We start from the raw sequence: 15,760 nt of genomic DNA on the forward strand, positions 1-15,760 counted from the left end.
TCCTACAGGGGGAATCGCTCAGACCTTGAAGCGTTCCACCAGACGCTGCAACTGAGCCCCCAGTTGGCTCAGTTGCAGGCTGGCGGCGGCGGTCTCGTCGCAGGCATTCGCGGTCTGCCGCGACATATCCCGCACATGCAGCACGCTGCGGCTGATCTGCTCGGCGACGACGCTCTGTTCTTCGCCAGCGGCGGCAATCTGTTCGTTCATTCCGAGGATCCGCGACACGCTGCGGCTGATGGCTTCCAACTTACCGCCGCTGTGGCGGCTCGACTCGACGCTGTGGCGAGTCAGCTTGCGGCTGTTGTCGAGCATGCCCGCGACCTCCTCGGTGCCGCCTTGCAGGGCCTCGATCAGGTCCTTGATCTCCTGGGCCGCGTCCTGGGTGCGTTGCGCCAGGCAGCGCACCTCATCGGCGACCACGGCGAAGCCGCTGCCGGCCTCGCCGGCCCTGGCCGCCTCGATGGCGGCATTCAGGGCCAGCAGGTTGGTTTGCTGGGACACCGACTTGATCACGTCGAGCACGCTGCCGATCCGTTCGCTTTCACGCTGGAGCCCGTCCATGGCCTGGGAGCAGCGCTGCATTTGCTGCTCGAGCTGTTCGATCTGGCCGATGGCATCGGCCACGGCGGTGTCGCCTTCGCGGGCCTGCTGGTCGGCTTGGGTGGCCGCCTGGGAGGCGTTTTCGGCGTGACGGGCGACTTCGAGCACGCTGGCGCTCATCTGTTTCATGGCGGCGGCCACTTGCTCGGCGGCGGCGTACTGGCTGCTGACGCTGGCGTCGGTCTGCTCGGTACTGGTCGACAGGTGTTCGGCGGCGCTGGCCACGCGCGAGGCGCTGGCACCGATGCCCCGGATCAGCTCCCGCAGGCCCAGGGTCATGCCGCGCATGGCCTGTTGCAACTGGCCGAGCTCGTCCTGGCGATCCACCGCGACATCGCGGCTCAGGTCGCCCGCGGCGATATGGCGGGCCAGCTTCAGGCTGCGTGAGAGCGGGATCAGCAACTGGCGACTGAGGACCCAGGCGGCCAGGGTGGCGATCAGCCAGGCCAGCAGGGCTATTTTCGCCAGCAGCCATTTCGCCGCCTGGGCCTGGCGATCACGGGCCTGGGTCTGGCTGCGGCTGAGTTCCTCGTTGCCGGCCAGCAGCCGGTTGCCCAGACCCTCCATGACATTATGGGCGGCTTCGGCAAGCAGTTGCGCGTCCTTGAAACCTTGCAGGGCCTCGCGGTAGTGGCGCAGCTCCAGGAGCATGCGCTTATGGTCGTCGGCCAGCGGCGCCGTCAGGGGGGGCACCTGGGTCTCAAGCTGTCCAAGCCGGTCGATGGCCTTCAATGCCTGCTCCGAATAGGCTTGCAGCGAATCGAACAGATAGGCGGGTGTCTGCACGCTAGCGTGGGTGTCGTTGAGCCGTTGACGGAGTTCTTCGACCCGCTTGAGCGGTGCCTGCCACTGCTGCTCATGGGGGTTTTTGCTCGCTTCGCGCAGTTGATGGGCGGCGAAGCGGGCCACTGCCTGTGTCGCCTGTATCAGGCCGGCGCTCATCCGCTTGTGGGCGCGGTCGCGGTCGCGAAGGCTTTCACCGAGATCGTCGAGGGTGGTCTGGAACGTTTGGGTCGCCTGCTGCTGGTCGGCGAGGATCTGTTGCTCGCCCGGGTCCGTCAGGCGCGGCAGGAGTGTCTCCAGCAGTTTCTCGATGCTTGCCAGTTGGCGGGTTATCCGGGTGCGACTCTGCGGATCGCTCAGCACCCGGAAGGCGATGCGATCGGCGCGCATGTCGCTGGTGAGGCGGCTGAGCCGGGCAATGTTCGAGAGCGTTTGCGAGCGTTCTATGCTGGTGCTCAGGGCGTGCCAGCCGGTGAGGGTGACTGCCAGGGTCAAGAGCAGTACGAGGCCAAAGCCCAGGGCCAGTTTGAAGCGGATACTGCGGTCGCGCAGTGCGCGGGTCAGCCAACGGAACATGGTGAATCTCCTTGCCAAACGGATGAGTCCATGGCCCTCACGCACAGGTGCATGGGGCATGTTCTGTCATCGGCTTGGACGCGGGAGATGCGACCTGAATGGGCTGTAGGGGGATTCCTTGAAAATTGAAGGTTTTTTCTGTCGGTCGGTCAGTTAAGGCCGAGCGCGGTCTTGTAGGAGCGAGCTTGCTCGCGATGGACGTTAACGATAACGCGGGGAACCTGATGCCCAGCGGTGCGCCGACCACCATTGCGAGCAAGCTCGCTCCTACAAGGATATTGCGGTGGCGATCAGAACAGGCGGGAGAGCAGGGCGGTCACGGCGGTCTCGACCCGCAGGATCCGCTCGCCAAGCTGCACCGGTTGTAGCCCGGCCTTGCCCAGCAGGTCGATCTCATAGGGAATCCAGCCGCCTTCCGGGCCAATGGCCAGGGTCACCGGCTCATCCAGGCCACGAGGGCAGGGTGGATAGTCGCCGGGGTGGCCGACCAGGCCGAGGGTGCCGGCGCTGATGGCCGGCAGGCGGTCTTCGACGAAGGGCTTGAAGCGCTTCTCGATGACGATCTCTGGCAGCACGGTGTCGCGGGTCTGCTCCAGGCCGAGGATCAGTTGTTCGCGAATCGCTCCGGCCTCGAGAAACGGCGTCTGCCAGAAACTCTTTTCCACCCGGTAGCTGTTTACCAGCACCACCTTGGGCACACCCAGGGTGGCGACGGTCTGGAACACCCGGCGAAGCATTTTTGGGCGCGGCAGGGCCAGGATCAGGGTCAGCGGCAGTTTCGCCGGTGGCGCTCGATCCAGGCTGACCCGCAGTTCGGCTTCCGTGGCGTCCAGGCGCAGCACCTCGGCGCTGCCCATCAGGCCGCCGATACGCCCGACCCGCAAGCTATCGCCCACCGCCAGGCGATGGACTTCCTGCATATGGGTCAGGCGTCGGTCGCGCAGCACCACGAGGTCGGCCGCGATAAAGTCGGCCTCCTCCAGGAGCAGCAGGTTCACGTCAGCGGGGCTGGCGGCTGGGCGTCGTCACTGTCGGCGGACTCTTCGTCGCTGCGTTTGCGGACCAGGCCGCCGAACAGGATGCCGATCTCGAACAGCAGCCACATCGGCACCGCCAGCAGGGTCTGCGAGAACACATCCGGCGGGGTCAGGATCATGCCGACCACGAAGCAGCCGATGACCACGTAGGGACGGATCTTCTTCAGGTACTTGACGTCGACCACGCCGATCCACACCAGCAGCACCACGGCCACGGGAATCTCGAAGGCCACGCCGAAGGCGAAGAACAGCGTCATCACGAAGTCGAGGTAGCTGGTGATATCGGTCATCATTTCCACGCCGGCCGGGGTAGCGGCGGCGAAGAATTTGAAGATCAGCGGGAACACCAGAAAATAGGCGAAGGCCATGCCGGTGTAGAACAGCAGGATGCTCGACACCAGCAGTGGCACGGCGATGCGTTTTTCATGTTTGTACAGGCCCGGGGCGATAAACCCCCAGATCTGGTGCAGGATCACCGGGATGGCCAGGAACAGCGAGACCATCATGGTCAGCTTGAGCGGCGTCAGGAACGGCGACGACACATCGGTGGCGATCATCGTCGCACCCGCTGGCAGGTAATGGCGCAGCGGGATGGAGACGAAGGTGTAGATCTGCTGGGTAAAGGCGAACAGCCCGGCGAAGATCAGGAAGATCGCCGCGACACAACGCAGCAGGCGGGTGCGCAACTCGGTGAGGTGCGAAACCAGCGGCATGTGCTGGTCGTTTTCCGGAATATCGCTCATGGGGCTCGCGGCGGCAATGTAGGGTCATGAGGCGCAGGCGTGCCGGTCGGCGTCGCGCTTGCGGGTTCTGTCGGGTGCGGCGCGGGCTCCGTGGCCGCGAGTAGCGCGCCCGGCTCGGCGGCGCTCACCGGCGTCAGCGGGACTTGCGCCGACATCGGTGGGGCGGCATGGATCGTCTGCTCCACCACCGGCTCGGCCGGCGTGCTCGTGGCGATCGGCGAGAGGATTTTGCGCGCCTCCTGCTCCAGCGAGAGGATGTGCTCGTTGTGCAGTTGCCGACGGATCTCGTCGGCACCGATCTCGCGTTCCACTTCCTGCTTGATCGCGTTGAAGCTGCGCTTCAACCGTCCGACCCACAGGCCTGCCGTGCGCGCAGCATGGGGCAGGCGCTCGGGGCCGAGCACCAGCAGGGCCACCAGGCCCACGAGCAGCAGTTCACTGAAGCTGATACCGAACATTAGTCAGTGCTCACGAGTGGTTGCGGGGCTCTTCGACTTTCTGCGCCTGCACGTCGATGGTGTGCGGCGTGTTCTGCTGGGCAGTGGCCTGCGGCTGCACTGGCTGGGCCGGTTGCACGACGGGCGGGGCTACAGGAGGGGTTCCTGGCTCGGCGGGTTTTTCTTCGTCGTTCATGGCCTTGCGAAAGCCCTTGATCGTTTCGCCGACGTCGGTGCCGAGGTTTTTCAGTTTCTTGGTGCCGAACACCAGCACGACGACAACCAGGATGACGATCCAGTGTTTCCAGTCAAAAATGCCCATGATGCTGCTCCTCTCGAAAGTTGTTAGGCGGACGGACGCGAGGCTTTCTCGACGTGTCCGGACAGGCCGAAGCGACGATCCAGTTCGTCCAGCACGGCCTGCGGATGCTGCCCCAGTTGGGCGAGCATGACCAGACTGTGGAACCACAAATCGGCGGTTTCGTAGATCACGTCGCTGCAGTCGCCACTGATCGCGGCATCCTTTGCAGCAATAATAGTCTCGACCGACTCCTCGCCGACTTTTTCCAGAATCTTGTTCAAGCCCTTGTGATACAGGCTGGCGACGTAGGAGCTGTCGGCGGCGGCGCCCTTGCGTTCTTCCAGCACCTGGGCCAGACGGGTCAGGGTGTCAGTCATGTTCAGTGTCCTGCCGAGTAGATGCTGTGCGGGTCCTTGAGGACCGGGTCGACAATCTTCCAGCCGCCGTTTTCATACACGCGGTAGAAGCAACTGTGGCGGCCGGTATGGCAGGCGATATCGCCGACCTGCTCGACCATCAGGATAATCACGTCGGCATCGCAGTCCAGGCGCATTTCGTGCAGATGCTGCACATGGCCCGACTCTTCGCCCTTGCGCCACAGCTTGCCACGGGAGCGTGACCAGTAAATGGCGCGGTTCTCGCTGGCGGTCAGTTGCAGCGCCTCGCGGTTCATCCAGGCCATCATCAGTATGCGCCCGGTCTTGTGATCCTGGGCAATGGCCGGTACCAGGCCGTCGCTGTCCCATTTGATCTCGTCCAGCCAGTCTTTCATCTTCGACTCCGACAACCGGACACCACCCGCGTGGTTGTGTCTCGGCGAATGAACAGTGTGCCAGCCCACGGCCCGACTGGCTATCGGCGCACGATCAGATACAAACCGATGGCGAACATGATCCCCGCCGGCCATTGGCCCAGCTCGTGCAGTGGCCCGCCGGCGGCGAGTACCGCGCCGCCGCTTAGGTGCAGGCTGCCGAGCAGGCGCAGGAGCCAGTCGTCCTTGCGGCGCTTTTCTTTCGGTTCCGGACTGGCGGTGTGGGGCTGGGCCAGGCGTTCGAGCAGATCGCGGGTCATGCTGGCCAGGTGCGGCAACTGCTCGATCTGGCCGTGCAGGTTGCCGAGCAGGGTTTTCGGGCTGACACGCTCGCGCATCCAGCGTTCGAGGAACGGCTGGGCGGTGCTCCACAGGTCGAGGTCCGGGTACAGCTGGCGACCCAGGCCTTCGATGTTGAGCAGGGTTTTCTGCAGCAGCACCAATTGTGGCTGGACTTCCATATTGAAGCGCCGCGCGGTCTGGAACAGGCGCATCAGCACTTGGCCGAAGGAGATGTCCTTGAGCGGTTTTTCGAAGATCGGTTCGCAGACGGTACGGATCGCCGCCTCGAACTCGTTGAGCTTGGTGTGCGCCGGTACCCAGCCCGAATCGATGTGCAACTGGGCAACCCGGCGGTAGTCACGCTTGAAGAAGGCGAACAGGTTGCGGGCCAGGTAATCCTGGTCTTCCGGGGTCAGGCTGCCGACGATGCCGCAGTCGATGGCGATGTACTTCGGGCTCCACGGGTTCACGGTGCTGACGAAGATGTTGCCGGGGTGCATGTCGGCGTGGAAGAAGCTGTCGCGGAACACCTGGGTGAAGAAGATCTCCACGCCGCGCTCGGCAAGCAGCTTCATGTCGGTGCGCTGGTCGGCCAGGGTCGCCAGGTCGGTGACCTGGATACCGTAGATGCGCTCCATCACCAGCACTTTCGGCCGGCACCAGTCCCAGTAGACCTGGGGCACGTACATCATCTCCGAGCCTTCGAAGTTGCGCCGCAGCTGGCTGGCGTTGGCCGCCTCGCGCAGCAGGTCGAGTTCGTCGTAGATGGTTTTTTCGTAGTCGCTGACCACGTCGACCGGGTGCAGCAGGCGGGCATCGGCCGAGACTCGCTCGGCGGCCCGGGCGAGCAGGAACAGCCAGGCCAGGTCCTGGGCGATGATCGGCTTGAGGCCGGGGCGGATGACCTTCACCACCACTTCTTCACCGCTCTTGAGCTGGGCGGCGTGGACCTGCGCCACCGAGGCCGAGGCCAGGGGCTCGATATCGAAGCGGCTGAAGACCTCGCCGATCTTCTTGCCCAACTGCGATTCGATCAGCTTGACCGCGGTCTGCGAGTCGAACGGCGGCACGCGGTCCTGCAACAGCATCAACTCGTCGGCGATGTCCTCGGGCAGCAGGTCGCGGCGGGTCGAGAGGATCTGGCCGAACTTGATGAAGATCGGTCCCAGGTCCTGCAAGGCCAGGCGCAGGCGCGCGCTGCGGCTCAGCTCCAGGGTCTTGCGCGGGAACCAGCGCCAGGGCAGGGCAAAGCGCAACGCCAGGAGGAACCAGGGCAGGGGCAATTCGAACAGCAGGTCATCGAGACGGTAACGGATCACGACGCGCTGGATGCGCAACAGACGGCGGACGGCAAGCAGCTTCATGCGTTATCGCTGGATTGGAGGGATCGGGAAAGGCGCTCGACACGCGCCTCGAGGCGTTCCAGGTCGAGTTTGACCCGGTCCAGTTCGGTGAAGCGTGCTTCGGCCTCGTGGGTGCCGACCAAGGCCCGGGACTCTTCACTGAGGTATTCGGCGAGGTTCCGTTGCAGGCTGACAAAGCCCTGCCGGTACAGGCCGGCGCGGCTGCGCAGGTGGCCGCTGAGCAGGGGCGTGGCGATCGGCCCGAGCCAGCGCGAGAGTTCGTACTCCCAGTCCAGCTCCAGGTCCTGAAGCACGGCGGCGAGCTCCAGGAGCACGGCGCTGTCGCCTTCCAGCTGCACCTCGGGGCCGTGGAGCACGGCGCTCTTGTCGCGGCTCAGGGCCAGGTTCAGCAGACTGGTGGCTGGGGCGCGGAGGCTGCAGTCGGCCTCGGCCGCCCAGTTGGCGGCCAGCAGCAGGCCTGCGTCGCTGGGCAGGATGAACAGCTTCAGGGCCGGGCTGGCGCAGTCGACTTCGATGACCTTGCCGGTCAGCTGGCCCAGGCGGCTCAAGGCCGTGCTGTCGAGGCGCAGCACGCGGTTGAGACCGTGCTCGACGCCGGCGAGAAGGCCGCTGAGGATCATCAGGGTTTGATGCCGCGATGCAGGGCGACGATGCCCGCGGTCATGTTGTGGTAGGTCACGCGGTCGAAACCGGCTTCCACCATCATCGATTTCAGGGTTTCCTGATTCGGGTGCATGCGGATCGATTCGGCCAGGTAGCGATAGCTTTCCGAGTCGTTGGTGATCAGCTTGCCGGCCAACGGCATGAAGGCGAACGAGTAGGCGTCGTAGACCTTGGACATCAGCGCGTTGGTTGGCTTGGAGAACTCCAGCACCAGCAGCCGGCCGCCGGGCTTGAGCACCCGCAGCATGGAGCGCAGGGCATCTTCCTTGTGGGTGACGTTGCGCAGGCCGAAGGCAATGGTCACGCAGTCGAAATGGTTGTCCGGGAACGGCAGCTTTTCCGCGTCGGCCTGGACGAACTCGACGTTGCCGGCCACGCCCAGGTCCAGCAGGCGATCACGGCCGACCTTGAGCATGGAGGCGTTGATGTCGGCCAACACCACCTGGCCGGTAGGGCCCACCAGGTGCGAGAACTTGCGCGCGAGATCGCCGGTGCCGCCAGCGATATCGAGCACCCGGTTGCCCGTGCGCACGCCGGACAGCTCGATGGTGAAGCGCTTCCAGAGGCGATGCATGCCACCGGACAGCACGTCGTTCATCAGGTCGTACTTGGCGGCCACGGAGTGGAACACCTCGGCGACCTTTTCCGCCTTTTGGCTTTCCGGTACGTTCTTGAAGCCGAAGTGCGTGGTGGGTTCGGCATCGCTGCCTTTGCGCTGATCAGTCATGTCGCTGTCACCAGAAGAGAATGCGGGCATTCTAATCCCGGTGGCCGGCTTTGTCTTGGCAAGGGTGCATGTAAGATAGGTAACCACCGGGACGTTTTGACGCATTCAGGGTCAGGATTCACCGGGCAAGTCCCGATAGAGCAGGAGTCATTCGATGGCCCGTATTAGTGTTGAACGCGCCCACGGCCTGGGCAAGGTCGGTGCACGCGAGAAGGCCGACCAGTTGGCGCAGAAGCTGGCCGGGCAGTACGGCCTGGAGCCGCAGTGGTCCGGCGATACCCTGAACCTCAAGCGTTCCGGGGTCAAAGGCGCAGTGCATGTGAGCGAAGCAACGATCCGCATCGAGGTCGAGCTGGGCCTGCTGATGTCGGCCATGAGCGGCACCATCAAGGCCGAAATCGAAAAGGCCCTGGACAAGGTGCTGGTCTGAACACGGGCACCGTTCCGACACCGAGCCGGCCTTTAGGGTGCCCATTCTAATTTTTGTCATTACTTTGTGCATAAGCCCCCATTCCGGTGGGCAGATCCTCCAACCCTTCTTCACGTGTGAGGTGCACCATGGCCAAAGTAAGTCTGAAGAAAAAATCCGACAGTCAGCCAACCGCCCTGGCGGAAGTGAAAGTGTATGCCCGCAAGATCTGGCTGGCGGGTCTGGGTGCTTATGCCAAGGTCGGTCGCGAAGGCAGCGAGTACTTCAAGGAACTCGTGGCAACCGGTCAAGACGTTGAAAAAGAAGGTAAAAAACTGATTGGCGTGCAACGTGACGCGGCCAACAGCCAGATCGATAACGTGAAGAGCGAAGTCACCAGCCTCAAGGGTAAGGTGGAAGTGCAACTGGACAAGGTCGAGAAGGCCTTCGACCACCGGGTCGCCAGTGCCTTGAATCGCATCGGGATTCCGTCTAAACATGATGTGGAGACACTCTCTGCTAAGCTCGATGAGCTGACGGCATTGCTCGAACGTGTCGCGCGTAAACATTAAGGAGAACGGGATGGCTGGCAAAAAGAATACCGAGAAAGAAAGCAGCTCGTGGATCGGGAAGGTTGAGGAGTACTCCCGCAAAATCTGGCTTGCTGGTTTAGGCGTGTACTCGAAGATTGATACCGACGGCAGCAAACTCTTCGAGACCCTGGTGAAAGACGGCGAGAAGGCCGAGAAACTCACCAAGACCGCGGTCGACAAGAAAGTCGATGCGGCCAAGGACTCCGCCAGTTCGGCCAAGTCGCGCATCGCTGGGGTCAAGGACCGTGCGCTGGGCAAGTGGGACGAGTTGGAAGGGGCTTTCGACAAGCGCCTGAACAGTGCCATTTCGCGCCTGGGCGTACCCAGCCGCAATGAAGTGAAGGCGCTGCACAGCAAGGTCGATACCTTGACCAAGCAGATCGAGAAGCTCACCGGTGAGTCGGTGCCTCGGGCTTCGACGAAAACGGCAGCGGCCAAACCGGCGGCGAAAGCGGCAGCCAAGCCCTTGGTGAAAGCGGCGGCTAAACCGGCTGCCAAGCCTGCGGCGAAAACTGCGGCAGCCAAGCCGGCAGCGAAAGCCGTCGCCAAGCCTGCAGCCAAACCGGCAGCAGCGGCCAAGCCGGCTGTGAAGCCAGCCGCCAAGCCTGTGGCCGCCAAACCCGCCGCGAAACCTGCGGCGAAACCGGCAGTGGCGAAAAAGCCCGCTGCCGCGAAGCCGGCTCCTGCTGCGGCTCCGGTATCGGCAGCCAACTCGGCTGCTCCGGCACCGGTATCCGCTCCAGCGGCTACGCCAACAGCACCGACTTCACCTTCTCAAGCCTGAGTCGTCGCGCGCTGAATGAAAACGCCCGGCCTGTGAAGGTCGGGCGTTTTTGTGGGGGGCAGGAAAAGGTGTGTTGCCTGTTACACCGTATTCGCGGGCAAGCTCCGCTCCCACAGGTTGGGTGCCGTACACAAAAGTTCGGCTCGACGCGGGCATTGTGGGAGCGGGGTTTGTCGGATCGCCGCAGCGCCGCGAAGAGGCCGGCCCTGGCGCCACAGAGCCAGCCGTTAATCGTGATCTTGCAGATATTGCAGCGCCATCTGCTCCGTCACCAACCGCGCCGGGGCCATCAGGTGCGGGGCCACCAGCATCATGATCTGGTACACCACCAGCCGTACCTCACCCTCGCGCCCAAGAATCCGCTGGTAATCCAGGGAAAACAGCAGCGTCAGGGTGATCTGCTCCACCAACTGCCCCAGGGCCTGGGTCTCACTCAGCAGCAGGCCTTGTGCTTTCAGGCGCGCCAGCAATGACGCCAAGGTCCGTTTGAGGGCGTTGAGTAGGTGGCGGATGCCCTTGGCCAGCTTGGGCAAGCGTCCGGACAGATTGGACAGGTCCTGGAACAGGAAGCGGTAATGGGCCAGCCGCTCGACGATCAGGTGCAGGAAGAACCAGTAGTCCTCGGGCGCCAGTCGGGCGTCGGCCGGTGGATTGAGCAAGGGCGCCAGTTCGCCCTGGAAACGCTCGAACAAGCCCAGCACCAGTGGCTCCTTGCCGTGGAAGTGGTAGTAGAGGTTGCCCGGGCTGATCCCCATTTCATTGGCCACTTCCATGGTCGAAACGTTGGGTTCGCCTTTCTGGTTGAACAGTTGCAGGGCGCATTCAAGGATTCGGTCGCGGGTTTTCATCCAGTCTTCTTAGGTCGTTCCGAGCGTTCGCCACGGCTGTGCGGCAGCCGTGGCCGGTAGTCATCAGCGCACCCGCACATAGGTGCCGGGTGCCGCTTCCATGGGTGGGTAATTGGCGTTGCCCAGGGTCATCTGGGTTTCATGCTGGGCTCCCGAGCGTTCCTGGATCCAGGTCAGCCACTGGATCCACCAACTGCCTTCGACCCGCTTGCCGTCGTAGTACCAGGCCCGCGGATCACTGCTCAGCTTGGGGTTGTTGATGTAGTTGGCCTTGGGGTTGCTCGGCGGGTTGAGGATGCTCTGGATATGGCCGCTGTTGGACAGCACGAACCGACGATCGCCCCCCAGCAGCAAGGTCGAGCGATACACCGCATCCCAGGGTGTGATGTGGTCGTTGATGCCGCCGACACTGAAGCTGTCGACCGTGACTTTTTGCAGGTCGATGGGCGTACCGCAGACCTCCAGGCCGCCTGGATGGCTCAGCGGGTTGTGCTTGAAGAAGTCCAGCAGGTCGCCATGAAAGGCCGCGGGCAAGCGGGTGTTGTCGTTGTTCCAGTAGAGAATGTCGAACGGCGGCGGCTCCTTGCCCAGCAGGTAGTTGTTGACCCAGTAGTTCCAGATCAGGTCGTTGGGCCGCATCCAGGCGAAGACCCGCGCCAGGTCGCGGCCATCGAGCACGCCTTGCTGGTAGGAGCGACGCTTGGCCGCTTCCAGGGTCTGTTCGTCGGCGAACAGGGTGGCCGGGCTGTCCAACTGGCTGTCGAGCAGGCTGACCAGGTAGGTGGCGCTGGACACCCGGCGGATCTGCCGCTTGGCCTGCAGGTGGCCTTGCAGGGCGGCAATGGTCAGGCCGCCGGCGCAGGCGCCCATCAGGTTGACCTCGCGGCTGGTGGTGATCGCCCGGCAGATGTTCATGGCTTCTTCCAGCGCTTCGACATAGCTGGACAGGCCCCATTCGCGGTGACGCACATCCGGGTTGCGCCAACTGACGACAAACACCTGCAGGCCGTTCTTGAGGGCGTACTGCACGAAGCTGTTGGCAGGGCTCAGGTCGAAGATGTAGTACTTGTTGATCTGTGGTGGCACGATCAACAGCGGCTTGGCGTACTGTTTTTCGCTCATGGGCTTGTACTGGATCAGCTCCAGCAGCTCATTGCGAAACACCACCGCGCCAGGGGTGGTGGCCACGGTCTTGCCGACTTCGAACGAATGCTTGGTGACCTGACTGGGCAGCCCGTTGTTGTGCAGCAAGTCGTCCACCAGATGGCTGATGCCACGCACAATGCTGTTGCCGCCGGAGTTGAACACTTCCTTGACCGCCAACGGGTTGAGCAGGGTATTGGACGGCGCCAGGGCATCGTTGAGCAGGGCGAAGACAAAGTGCGCCCGGGCGCGGTCGTCGTCGCTCATCCGGCTGTCGTCGATCCAGTGTTTTACCTGTTTCTGCCAGGCCAGATAGGCTTGCAGGCTGCGGCGGTAGAACGGGTTGAGGCTCCAGGCCGGGTCGGCGAAGCGCGGGTCCTGCGGGTTGGGCTTGTACAGCGTGTCGCCGAGCAGCACCTTGCCCAGTTGTCCGCCCAGGGCCAGGGCGTGCCGGGCGGTATGGATCGGATTGCGCAGGCTGTGGGCGGCCACGCTGCGCAGGGTGGAAAACAGATCCCGGCCGCGCAGACCGGTAATCGCACTCTGTGCATTGATGAACGCGGCGGGGGTGGGCATCGAGCCCGTCGCTGGTTTGTCTCGCATGAGTCAACACTCCTTCGTCATCAGGCTATCAACCAACACAGGGGGGTGCGACAGACGGGGTTGTCGGTCGCGGACCTTGCGCGCCACACGGACGTCCTGCCCGCGCGCGCTTACTGCCAGGGAAACGACTCCTAGGTACTCTTGAAAGGCGCCGGGTGCGGGTGCATCACCGCCCGCTGGCGTTCTTCCTGGAGGAACTTCATGATGATCGGCGCCACGGCCTCGGCCCGAGTGATCAGAAATAAATGACCGTCGTCGATTATGTGTAGCTGGGCATTGGGGATTCGCCAAGCCAGCAGACGCATATTGATCAGTGGAATCAGCGGATCGTCGTCGCCGGCCAGCACCAGGGTCGGCTGGCGGATCTTGTGCAGCCAGTGGATGCTGGTCCAGCCCAGGCCCGCGAACAGTTGCCAGTAGTAGCCGAGCTTGCCGGCCGAGCGAACCTTGGCGGCGTGTTCGGCGGCCAGGTGCGGATCGCGGCGAAAGGCCCCGCCATAGATCGTCGGGGCAATGCGGATAACATGGGAAGGCTGGATATAGCGCCGTGGACTGGCCATGTTCCACAGCACCCTGGGTTTGCCCGGAACCATCACCGTACCGGCGGCGGTGGCCGCGAGGATCAGCTTCTTGCAGCGCTCCGGGTAGTCGTGGGCGAATTGTTGTGCCAGGGCGCCACCCCAGGATACGCCCACCGCGTTGACCTGGCCGTAATCCAGGTAATCGAGCATGCGCGTGGTGAGCTTGGCCAGGCCCGGAAAACGATAAGGCCTTTTGGGCGTCGACGAGCCGCCGACGCCGGGGACGTCGAAGGCGATGACCTCCAGGTCCGGGTCCAGGGCCTGGACGAACGGAAACACCAGCTCCAGGTTGGCGCCGATGCCGTTGAAGATCAGCAAGGGCGTCATATGAGGCTTGCCGGGGCGAACCGCGGTGCGGATGGTCTGGCCATCCAGATCGATGGTTCGGAAGATGAACGGTTGCGGCATGCTCGAAGCCCTGTGGTTAAAACCTGTTTTCCTGATCTAACGTGGTCCCTGTCGGTTCAGGGGGGTCCTGATAGTGAAACTGAATGCGGCCCCTGCAGGCGCCGGGTTGTCATGATACCGAGGCTGAGCGCGGTCTTTGTAGGAGCCAGCTTGCCGGCGATGAGGCCCTTGAGCCGTGCAGCGATCTTCCGGACGCCATCGCCGACAAGTCGGCTCCTACAAGGTATTGCGGTGCTCTTGAGTCCCTAGCGCTCGTGCACGTAGGTGCCCGGTGCCGCCTCGCCTGCCGGGTAGGCCTTGTTGCCCAGACTGGTCGGTGATTTCTTCAGTTTGCCCGAGCGTTCGGTCTGCCACGCCTGCCAGTGCAGCCACCATGAGTCGGTGTGCTTGGTGGAGTTTTCCTGCCAGTCGTCGGCCTTGGCCGGCATCTCGGTGCTGGTCATGTAGCGCGATTTTGGATTGCCCGGCGGGTTCAGGATGCTCTGGATATGGCCGCTGCTGGACAGCACGAACTCGACCTTGCCGCCGAACAGTTGCGCCGACTTGTAGCAGGATTTCCAGGGCGTGATGTGATCGTTGGTGCCCGCCAGGGCAAAGATGTCGGCGTCGACTTTTTTCAGGTCGATCGGCGTGCCGCACACTTCCAGGGCATCGGCGCGTATCAGTGGATTGTTCTTGAACATCTCGATCAGGTCGCCGTGGAAGGCGGCCGGCAGGCGCGTGGTGTCGTTGTTCCAGAACAGGATGTCGAACACCGGCGGCTCGTTGCCCAGCAGGTAGTTGTTGACCCAGTAGTTCCAGATCAGGTCGTTGGGGCGCATCCAGGCGAACACCTTGGCCATGTCGCTGCCTTCCAGCACGCCGGCCTGGTAGGAGTGGCGCTTGGCCGCTTCGAGGGTCTGTTCGTCGACGAACAGCGCGACCTGGGTGTCGAGGGTGGTGTCGAGCACGCTGACCAGCAGGGTCAGGGCGTTGACCTTCTTCTCGCCGAGGGCGGCGTAGTGGCCGAGCAGGGCGGTGCAGGTGATGCCGCCGGAGCAGGCACCGAGCATGTTCACGTCCTTGCTGCCGGTGATGGCGGTGACCACGTCAACGGCTTCCTTCAGCGCCTCGATATAGGTCGACAGGCCCCACTCGCGCTGCGCCTTGGTCGGGTTACGCCAGCTGACGATAAAGGTCTGCACGTGGCTGCGCAGGCAGAAGCGCGCCAGGCTCTTGTCGGGGCTTAAGTCAAACACATAGAACTTGTTGATCTGCGGCGGCACCACCAGCAGCGGCCGCTCATGCACCTGCTCGGTGACGGGGCTGTACTGGATCAGCTCCAGCACATCGTTGCGAAACACCACCGCGCCTTCGGTGGTGCCCAGGCTCTTGCCGACCTCGAAGGCGCCCATGTTCACCTGGCTGGGCATGCCGCCGTTGTGCACCAGGTCCTTGGCCATGTTCGACAGACCGTCCAGCAGGCTCTTGCCGCCGGTCTCGAAGAAGCGCTTGACCGCCGCCGGGTTGGCGGCGGTGTTGGTCGGGGCCATGGCCTCGGTCATCAGGTTGATGACGAAGTGGCCGCGGCTGATGTCCTGTGGCGACAGCGAGCTCTCGCCGATCCAGGCATGGAGCTCCTTGCGCCAGGCCAGGTAGGTTTGCAGGTAACGCCGGTACAACGGATTCTGGCTCCAGGCCGGATCGTTGAAACGCCGGTCATCGCTTTCCGGCTGCAGGCCAGACGTGCCCAGCAGAACGTTCTTCAATTCGACGCCGAAATGCGCGACGTGCTTGACGCTGTGGATGGGTTGTTTGATGGCTTGGGTCAATACCATTCGTGCAGAAGTAAGAAGATCCTTTCTACGCAAGCCGACGACGGGGTTCAGGCCCAGGGTGTTTTCCGAGGCTTGCCGCTGCAGGTCATCGTTGTTCTTGTTACTCATCTACGACGCTCCATTGTCCTGAGACGAGTACCGGGTACAGCTGTGCAAATGGCACAGCGAATGCCAAGTACTACTGCTCGGGTGACCGTTGATTGCACTTCGTTAAATGCACGGAACTTGCCAGCTCCATTGGTTACCC

At 63.2% G+C, this 15,760-nt stretch carries 17 protein-coding genes; 3 read left to right on the forward strand and 14 right to left on the reverse strand.

All coding sequences use genetic code 11. The features are described 5' to 3' along the window. Window positions 1-18 precede the first annotated feature (18 nt). From AC07VG_RS13745 to ubiE, 10 genes are all read right to left on the reverse strand, one after another. Window positions 19-1,962 (reverse strand): methyl-accepting chemotaxis protein, encoded by a 1,944-nt coding sequence (locus AC07VG_RS13745; RefSeq protein ID WP_495003254.1) that lies wholly within the window; start codon window positions 1,960-1,962, stop codon window positions 19-21. A gap of 290 nt (window positions 1,963-2,252) precedes the next feature. Next, complete coding sequence (locus AC07VG_RS13750) at window positions 2,253-2,960, reverse strand: 16S rRNA (uracil(1498)-N(3))-methyltransferase (RefSeq protein ID WP_495003255.1); 708 nt, start codon at window positions 2,958-2,960, stop codon at window positions 2,253-2,255. Next, the gene (gene tatC, locus AC07VG_RS13755) at window positions 2,957-3,742 is read right to left on the reverse strand and encodes a twin-arginine translocase subunit TatC (protein WP_495003256.1); all 786 of its coding nucleotides are present in this window, start codon (window positions 3,740-3,742) and stop codon (window positions 2,957-2,959) included. The genes AC07VG_RS13750 and tatC overlap by 4 nt, the downstream gene beginning before the upstream one ends. Further along, window positions 3,739-4,200 (reverse strand): Sec-independent protein translocase protein TatB, encoded by a 462-nt coding sequence (gene tatB, locus AC07VG_RS13760; protein ID WP_495003257.1) that lies wholly within the window; start codon window positions 4,198-4,200, stop codon window positions 3,739-3,741. The genes tatC and tatB overlap by 4 nt, the downstream gene beginning before the upstream one ends. A gap of 10 nt (window positions 4,201-4,210) precedes the next feature. After that, complete coding sequence (locus AC07VG_RS13765) at window positions 4,211-4,501, reverse strand: twin-arginine translocase TatA/TatE family subunit (RefSeq protein ID WP_495003258.1); 291 nt, start codon at window positions 4,499-4,501, stop codon at window positions 4,211-4,213. A 23-nt stretch (window positions 4,502-4,524) separates the two neighbouring features. Then, window positions 4,525-4,857 (reverse strand): phosphoribosyl-ATP diphosphatase, encoded by a 333-nt coding sequence (locus tag AC07VG_RS13770; protein ID WP_017126935.1) that lies wholly within the window; start codon window positions 4,855-4,857, stop codon window positions 4,525-4,527. A gap of 2 nt (window positions 4,858-4,859) precedes the next feature. After that, window positions 4,860-5,252, reverse strand: coding sequence for a phosphoribosyl-AMP cyclohydrolase (gene hisI / locus AC07VG_RS13775; RefSeq protein ID WP_248795916.1), 393 nt, complete (start codon window positions 5,250-5,252; stop codon window positions 4,860-4,862). A gap of 80 nt (window positions 5,253-5,332) precedes the next feature. Next, window positions 5,333-6,937, reverse strand: a complete 1,605-nt coding sequence (ubiB, locus tag AC07VG_RS13780) for a ubiquinone biosynthesis regulatory protein kinase UbiB (RefSeq protein WP_495003259.1) — start codon at window positions 6,935-6,937, stop codon at window positions 5,333-5,335. After that, the gene (locus AC07VG_RS13785) at window positions 6,934-7,557 is read right to left on the reverse strand and encodes a ubiquinone biosynthesis accessory factor UbiJ (protein WP_495003260.1); all 624 of its coding nucleotides are present in this window, start codon (window positions 7,555-7,557) and stop codon (window positions 6,934-6,936) included. Before AC07VG_RS13785 ends, ubiB begins: the two co-directional genes overlap by 4 nt. After that, window positions 7,557-8,327, reverse strand: coding sequence for a bifunctional demethylmenaquinone methyltransferase/2-methoxy-6-polyprenyl-1,4-benzoquinol methylase UbiE (ubiE, locus tag AC07VG_RS13790; RefSeq protein WP_103497711.1), 771 nt, complete (start codon window positions 8,325-8,327; stop codon window positions 7,557-7,559). The genes AC07VG_RS13785 and ubiE overlap by 1 nt, the downstream gene beginning before the upstream one ends. Before the next feature lie 154 nt (window positions 8,328-8,481). Between ubiE and AC07VG_RS13795 the strand changes: the two genes are divergently transcribed. The 3 genes from AC07VG_RS13795 (at window position 8,482) to AC07VG_RS13805 (ending at window position 10,113) form a co-directional block, all read left to right on the forward strand. Further along, window positions 8,482-8,757 carry a polyhydroxyalkanoic acid system family protein gene (locus AC07VG_RS13795; protein WP_495003261.1) on the forward strand — a complete coding sequence of 92 codons (276 nt, stop codon included), beginning with the start codon at window positions 8,482-8,484 and terminating at the stop codon, window positions 8,755-8,757. Between the two features lie 128 nt (window positions 8,758-8,885). Further along, on the forward strand, window positions 8,886-9,308 hold the full coding sequence (locus AC07VG_RS13800; RefSeq protein ID WP_495003262.1) for a phasin family protein: 423 nt from the start codon (window positions 8,886-8,888) through the stop codon (window positions 9,306-9,308). Window positions 9,309-9,318: 10 nt separating this feature from the next. Next, window positions 9,319-10,113: a phasin family protein gene (locus tag AC07VG_RS13805; protein ID WP_495003263.1), complete on the forward strand. Its 795-nt coding sequence runs from the start codon at window positions 9,319-9,321 to the stop codon at window positions 10,111-10,113. Window positions 10,114-10,340: 227 nt separating this feature from the next. Here AC07VG_RS13805 and AC07VG_RS13810 read toward each other — a convergent pair whose 3' ends face one another. From AC07VG_RS13810 to phaC (AC07VG_RS13825), 4 genes are all read right to left on the reverse strand, one after another. Next, window positions 10,341-10,961 (reverse strand): TetR/AcrR family transcriptional regulator, encoded by a 621-nt coding sequence (locus AC07VG_RS13810; RefSeq protein ID WP_495003264.1) that lies wholly within the window; start codon window positions 10,959-10,961, stop codon window positions 10,341-10,343. Between the two features lie 63 nt (window positions 10,962-11,024). Next, a complete protein-coding gene (gene phaC, locus AC07VG_RS13815; protein WP_495003265.1) occupies window positions 11,025-12,707 on the reverse strand; it encodes a class II poly(R)-hydroxyalkanoic acid synthase in 1,683 nt (560 codons plus the stop codon). Between the two features lie 131 nt (window positions 12,708-12,838). Next, window positions 12,839-13,696 carry a poly(3-hydroxyalkanoate) depolymerase gene (gene phaZ, locus AC07VG_RS13820; RefSeq protein WP_495003266.1) on the reverse strand — a complete coding sequence of 286 codons (858 nt, stop codon included), beginning with the start codon at window positions 13,694-13,696 and terminating at the stop codon, window positions 12,839-12,841. A 245-nt stretch (window positions 13,697-13,941) separates the two neighbouring features. Next, window positions 13,942-15,621 carry a class II poly(R)-hydroxyalkanoic acid synthase gene (phaC, locus tag AC07VG_RS13825; protein WP_495003267.1) on the reverse strand — a complete coding sequence of 560 codons (1,680 nt, stop codon included), beginning with the start codon at window positions 15,619-15,621 and terminating at the stop codon, window positions 13,942-13,944. Window positions 15,622-15,760: the final 139 nt, after the last annotated feature.

The sequence above is a fragment of the Pseudomonas sp. GW821-FHT03C07 genome (assembly GCF_059420925.1).

What these genes read in the sequence shown, in the direction of transcription:
- AC07VG_RS13745 (WP_495003254.1), bottom strand. Translation starts at nt 1,962, where the DNA reads ATGTTCCGTTGGCTGACCCGCGCACTGCGCGACCGCAGTATCCGCTTC.
- tatC (WP_495003256.1), bottom strand. Translation starts at nt 3,742, where the DNA reads ATGAGCGATATTCCGGAAAACGACCAGCACATGCCGCTGGTTTCGCAC.
- tatB (WP_495003257.1), bottom strand. Translation starts at nt 4,200, where the DNA reads ATGTTCGGTATCAGCTTCAGTGAACTGCTGCTCGTGGGCCTGGTGGCC.
- AC07VG_RS13765 (WP_495003258.1), bottom strand. Translation starts at nt 4,501, where the DNA reads ATGGGCATTTTTGACTGGAAACACTGGATCGTCATCCTGGTTGTCGTC.
- AC07VG_RS13770 (WP_017126935.1), bottom strand. Translation starts at nt 4,857, where the DNA reads ATGACTGACACCCTGACCCGTCTGGCCCAGGTGCTGGAAGAACGCAAG.
- hisI (WP_248795916.1), bottom strand. Translation starts at nt 5,252, where the DNA reads ATGAAAGACTGGCTGGACGAGATCAAATGGGACAGCGACGGCCTGGTA.
- ubiB (WP_495003259.1), bottom strand. Translation starts at nt 6,937, where the DNA reads ATGAAGCTGCTTGCCGTCCGCCGTCTGTTGCGCATCCAGCGCGTCGTG.
- AC07VG_RS13785 (WP_495003260.1), bottom strand. Translation starts at nt 7,557, where the DNA reads ATGATCCTCAGCGGCCTTCTCGCCGGCGTCGAGCACGGTCTCAACCGC.
- ubiE (WP_103497711.1), bottom strand. Translation starts at nt 8,327, where the DNA reads ATGACTGATCAGCGCAAAGGCAGCGATGCCGAACCCACCACGCACTTC.
- AC07VG_RS13795 (WP_495003261.1), top strand. Translation starts at nt 8,482, where the DNA reads ATGGCCCGTATTAGTGTTGAACGCGCCCACGGCCTGGGCAAGGTCGGT.
- AC07VG_RS13800 (WP_495003262.1), top strand. Translation starts at nt 8,886, where the DNA reads ATGGCCAAAGTAAGTCTGAAGAAAAAATCCGACAGTCAGCCAACCGCC.
- AC07VG_RS13805 (WP_495003263.1), top strand. Translation starts at nt 9,319, where the DNA reads ATGGCTGGCAAAAAGAATACCGAGAAAGAAAGCAGCTCGTGGATCGGG.
- AC07VG_RS13810 (WP_495003264.1), bottom strand. Translation starts at nt 10,961, where the DNA reads ATGAAAACCCGCGACCGAATCCTTGAATGCGCCCTGCAACTGTTCAAC.
- phaC (WP_495003265.1), bottom strand. Translation starts at nt 12,707, where the DNA reads ATGCGAGACAAACCAGCGACGGGCTCGATGCCCACCCCCGCCGCGTTC.
- phaZ (WP_495003266.1), bottom strand. Translation starts at nt 13,696, where the DNA reads ATGCCGCAACCGTTCATCTTCCGAACCATCGATCTGGATGGCCAGACC.
- phaC (WP_495003267.1), bottom strand. Translation starts at nt 15,621, where the DNA reads ATGAGTAACAAGAACAACGATGACCTGCAGCGGCAAGCCTCGGAAAAC.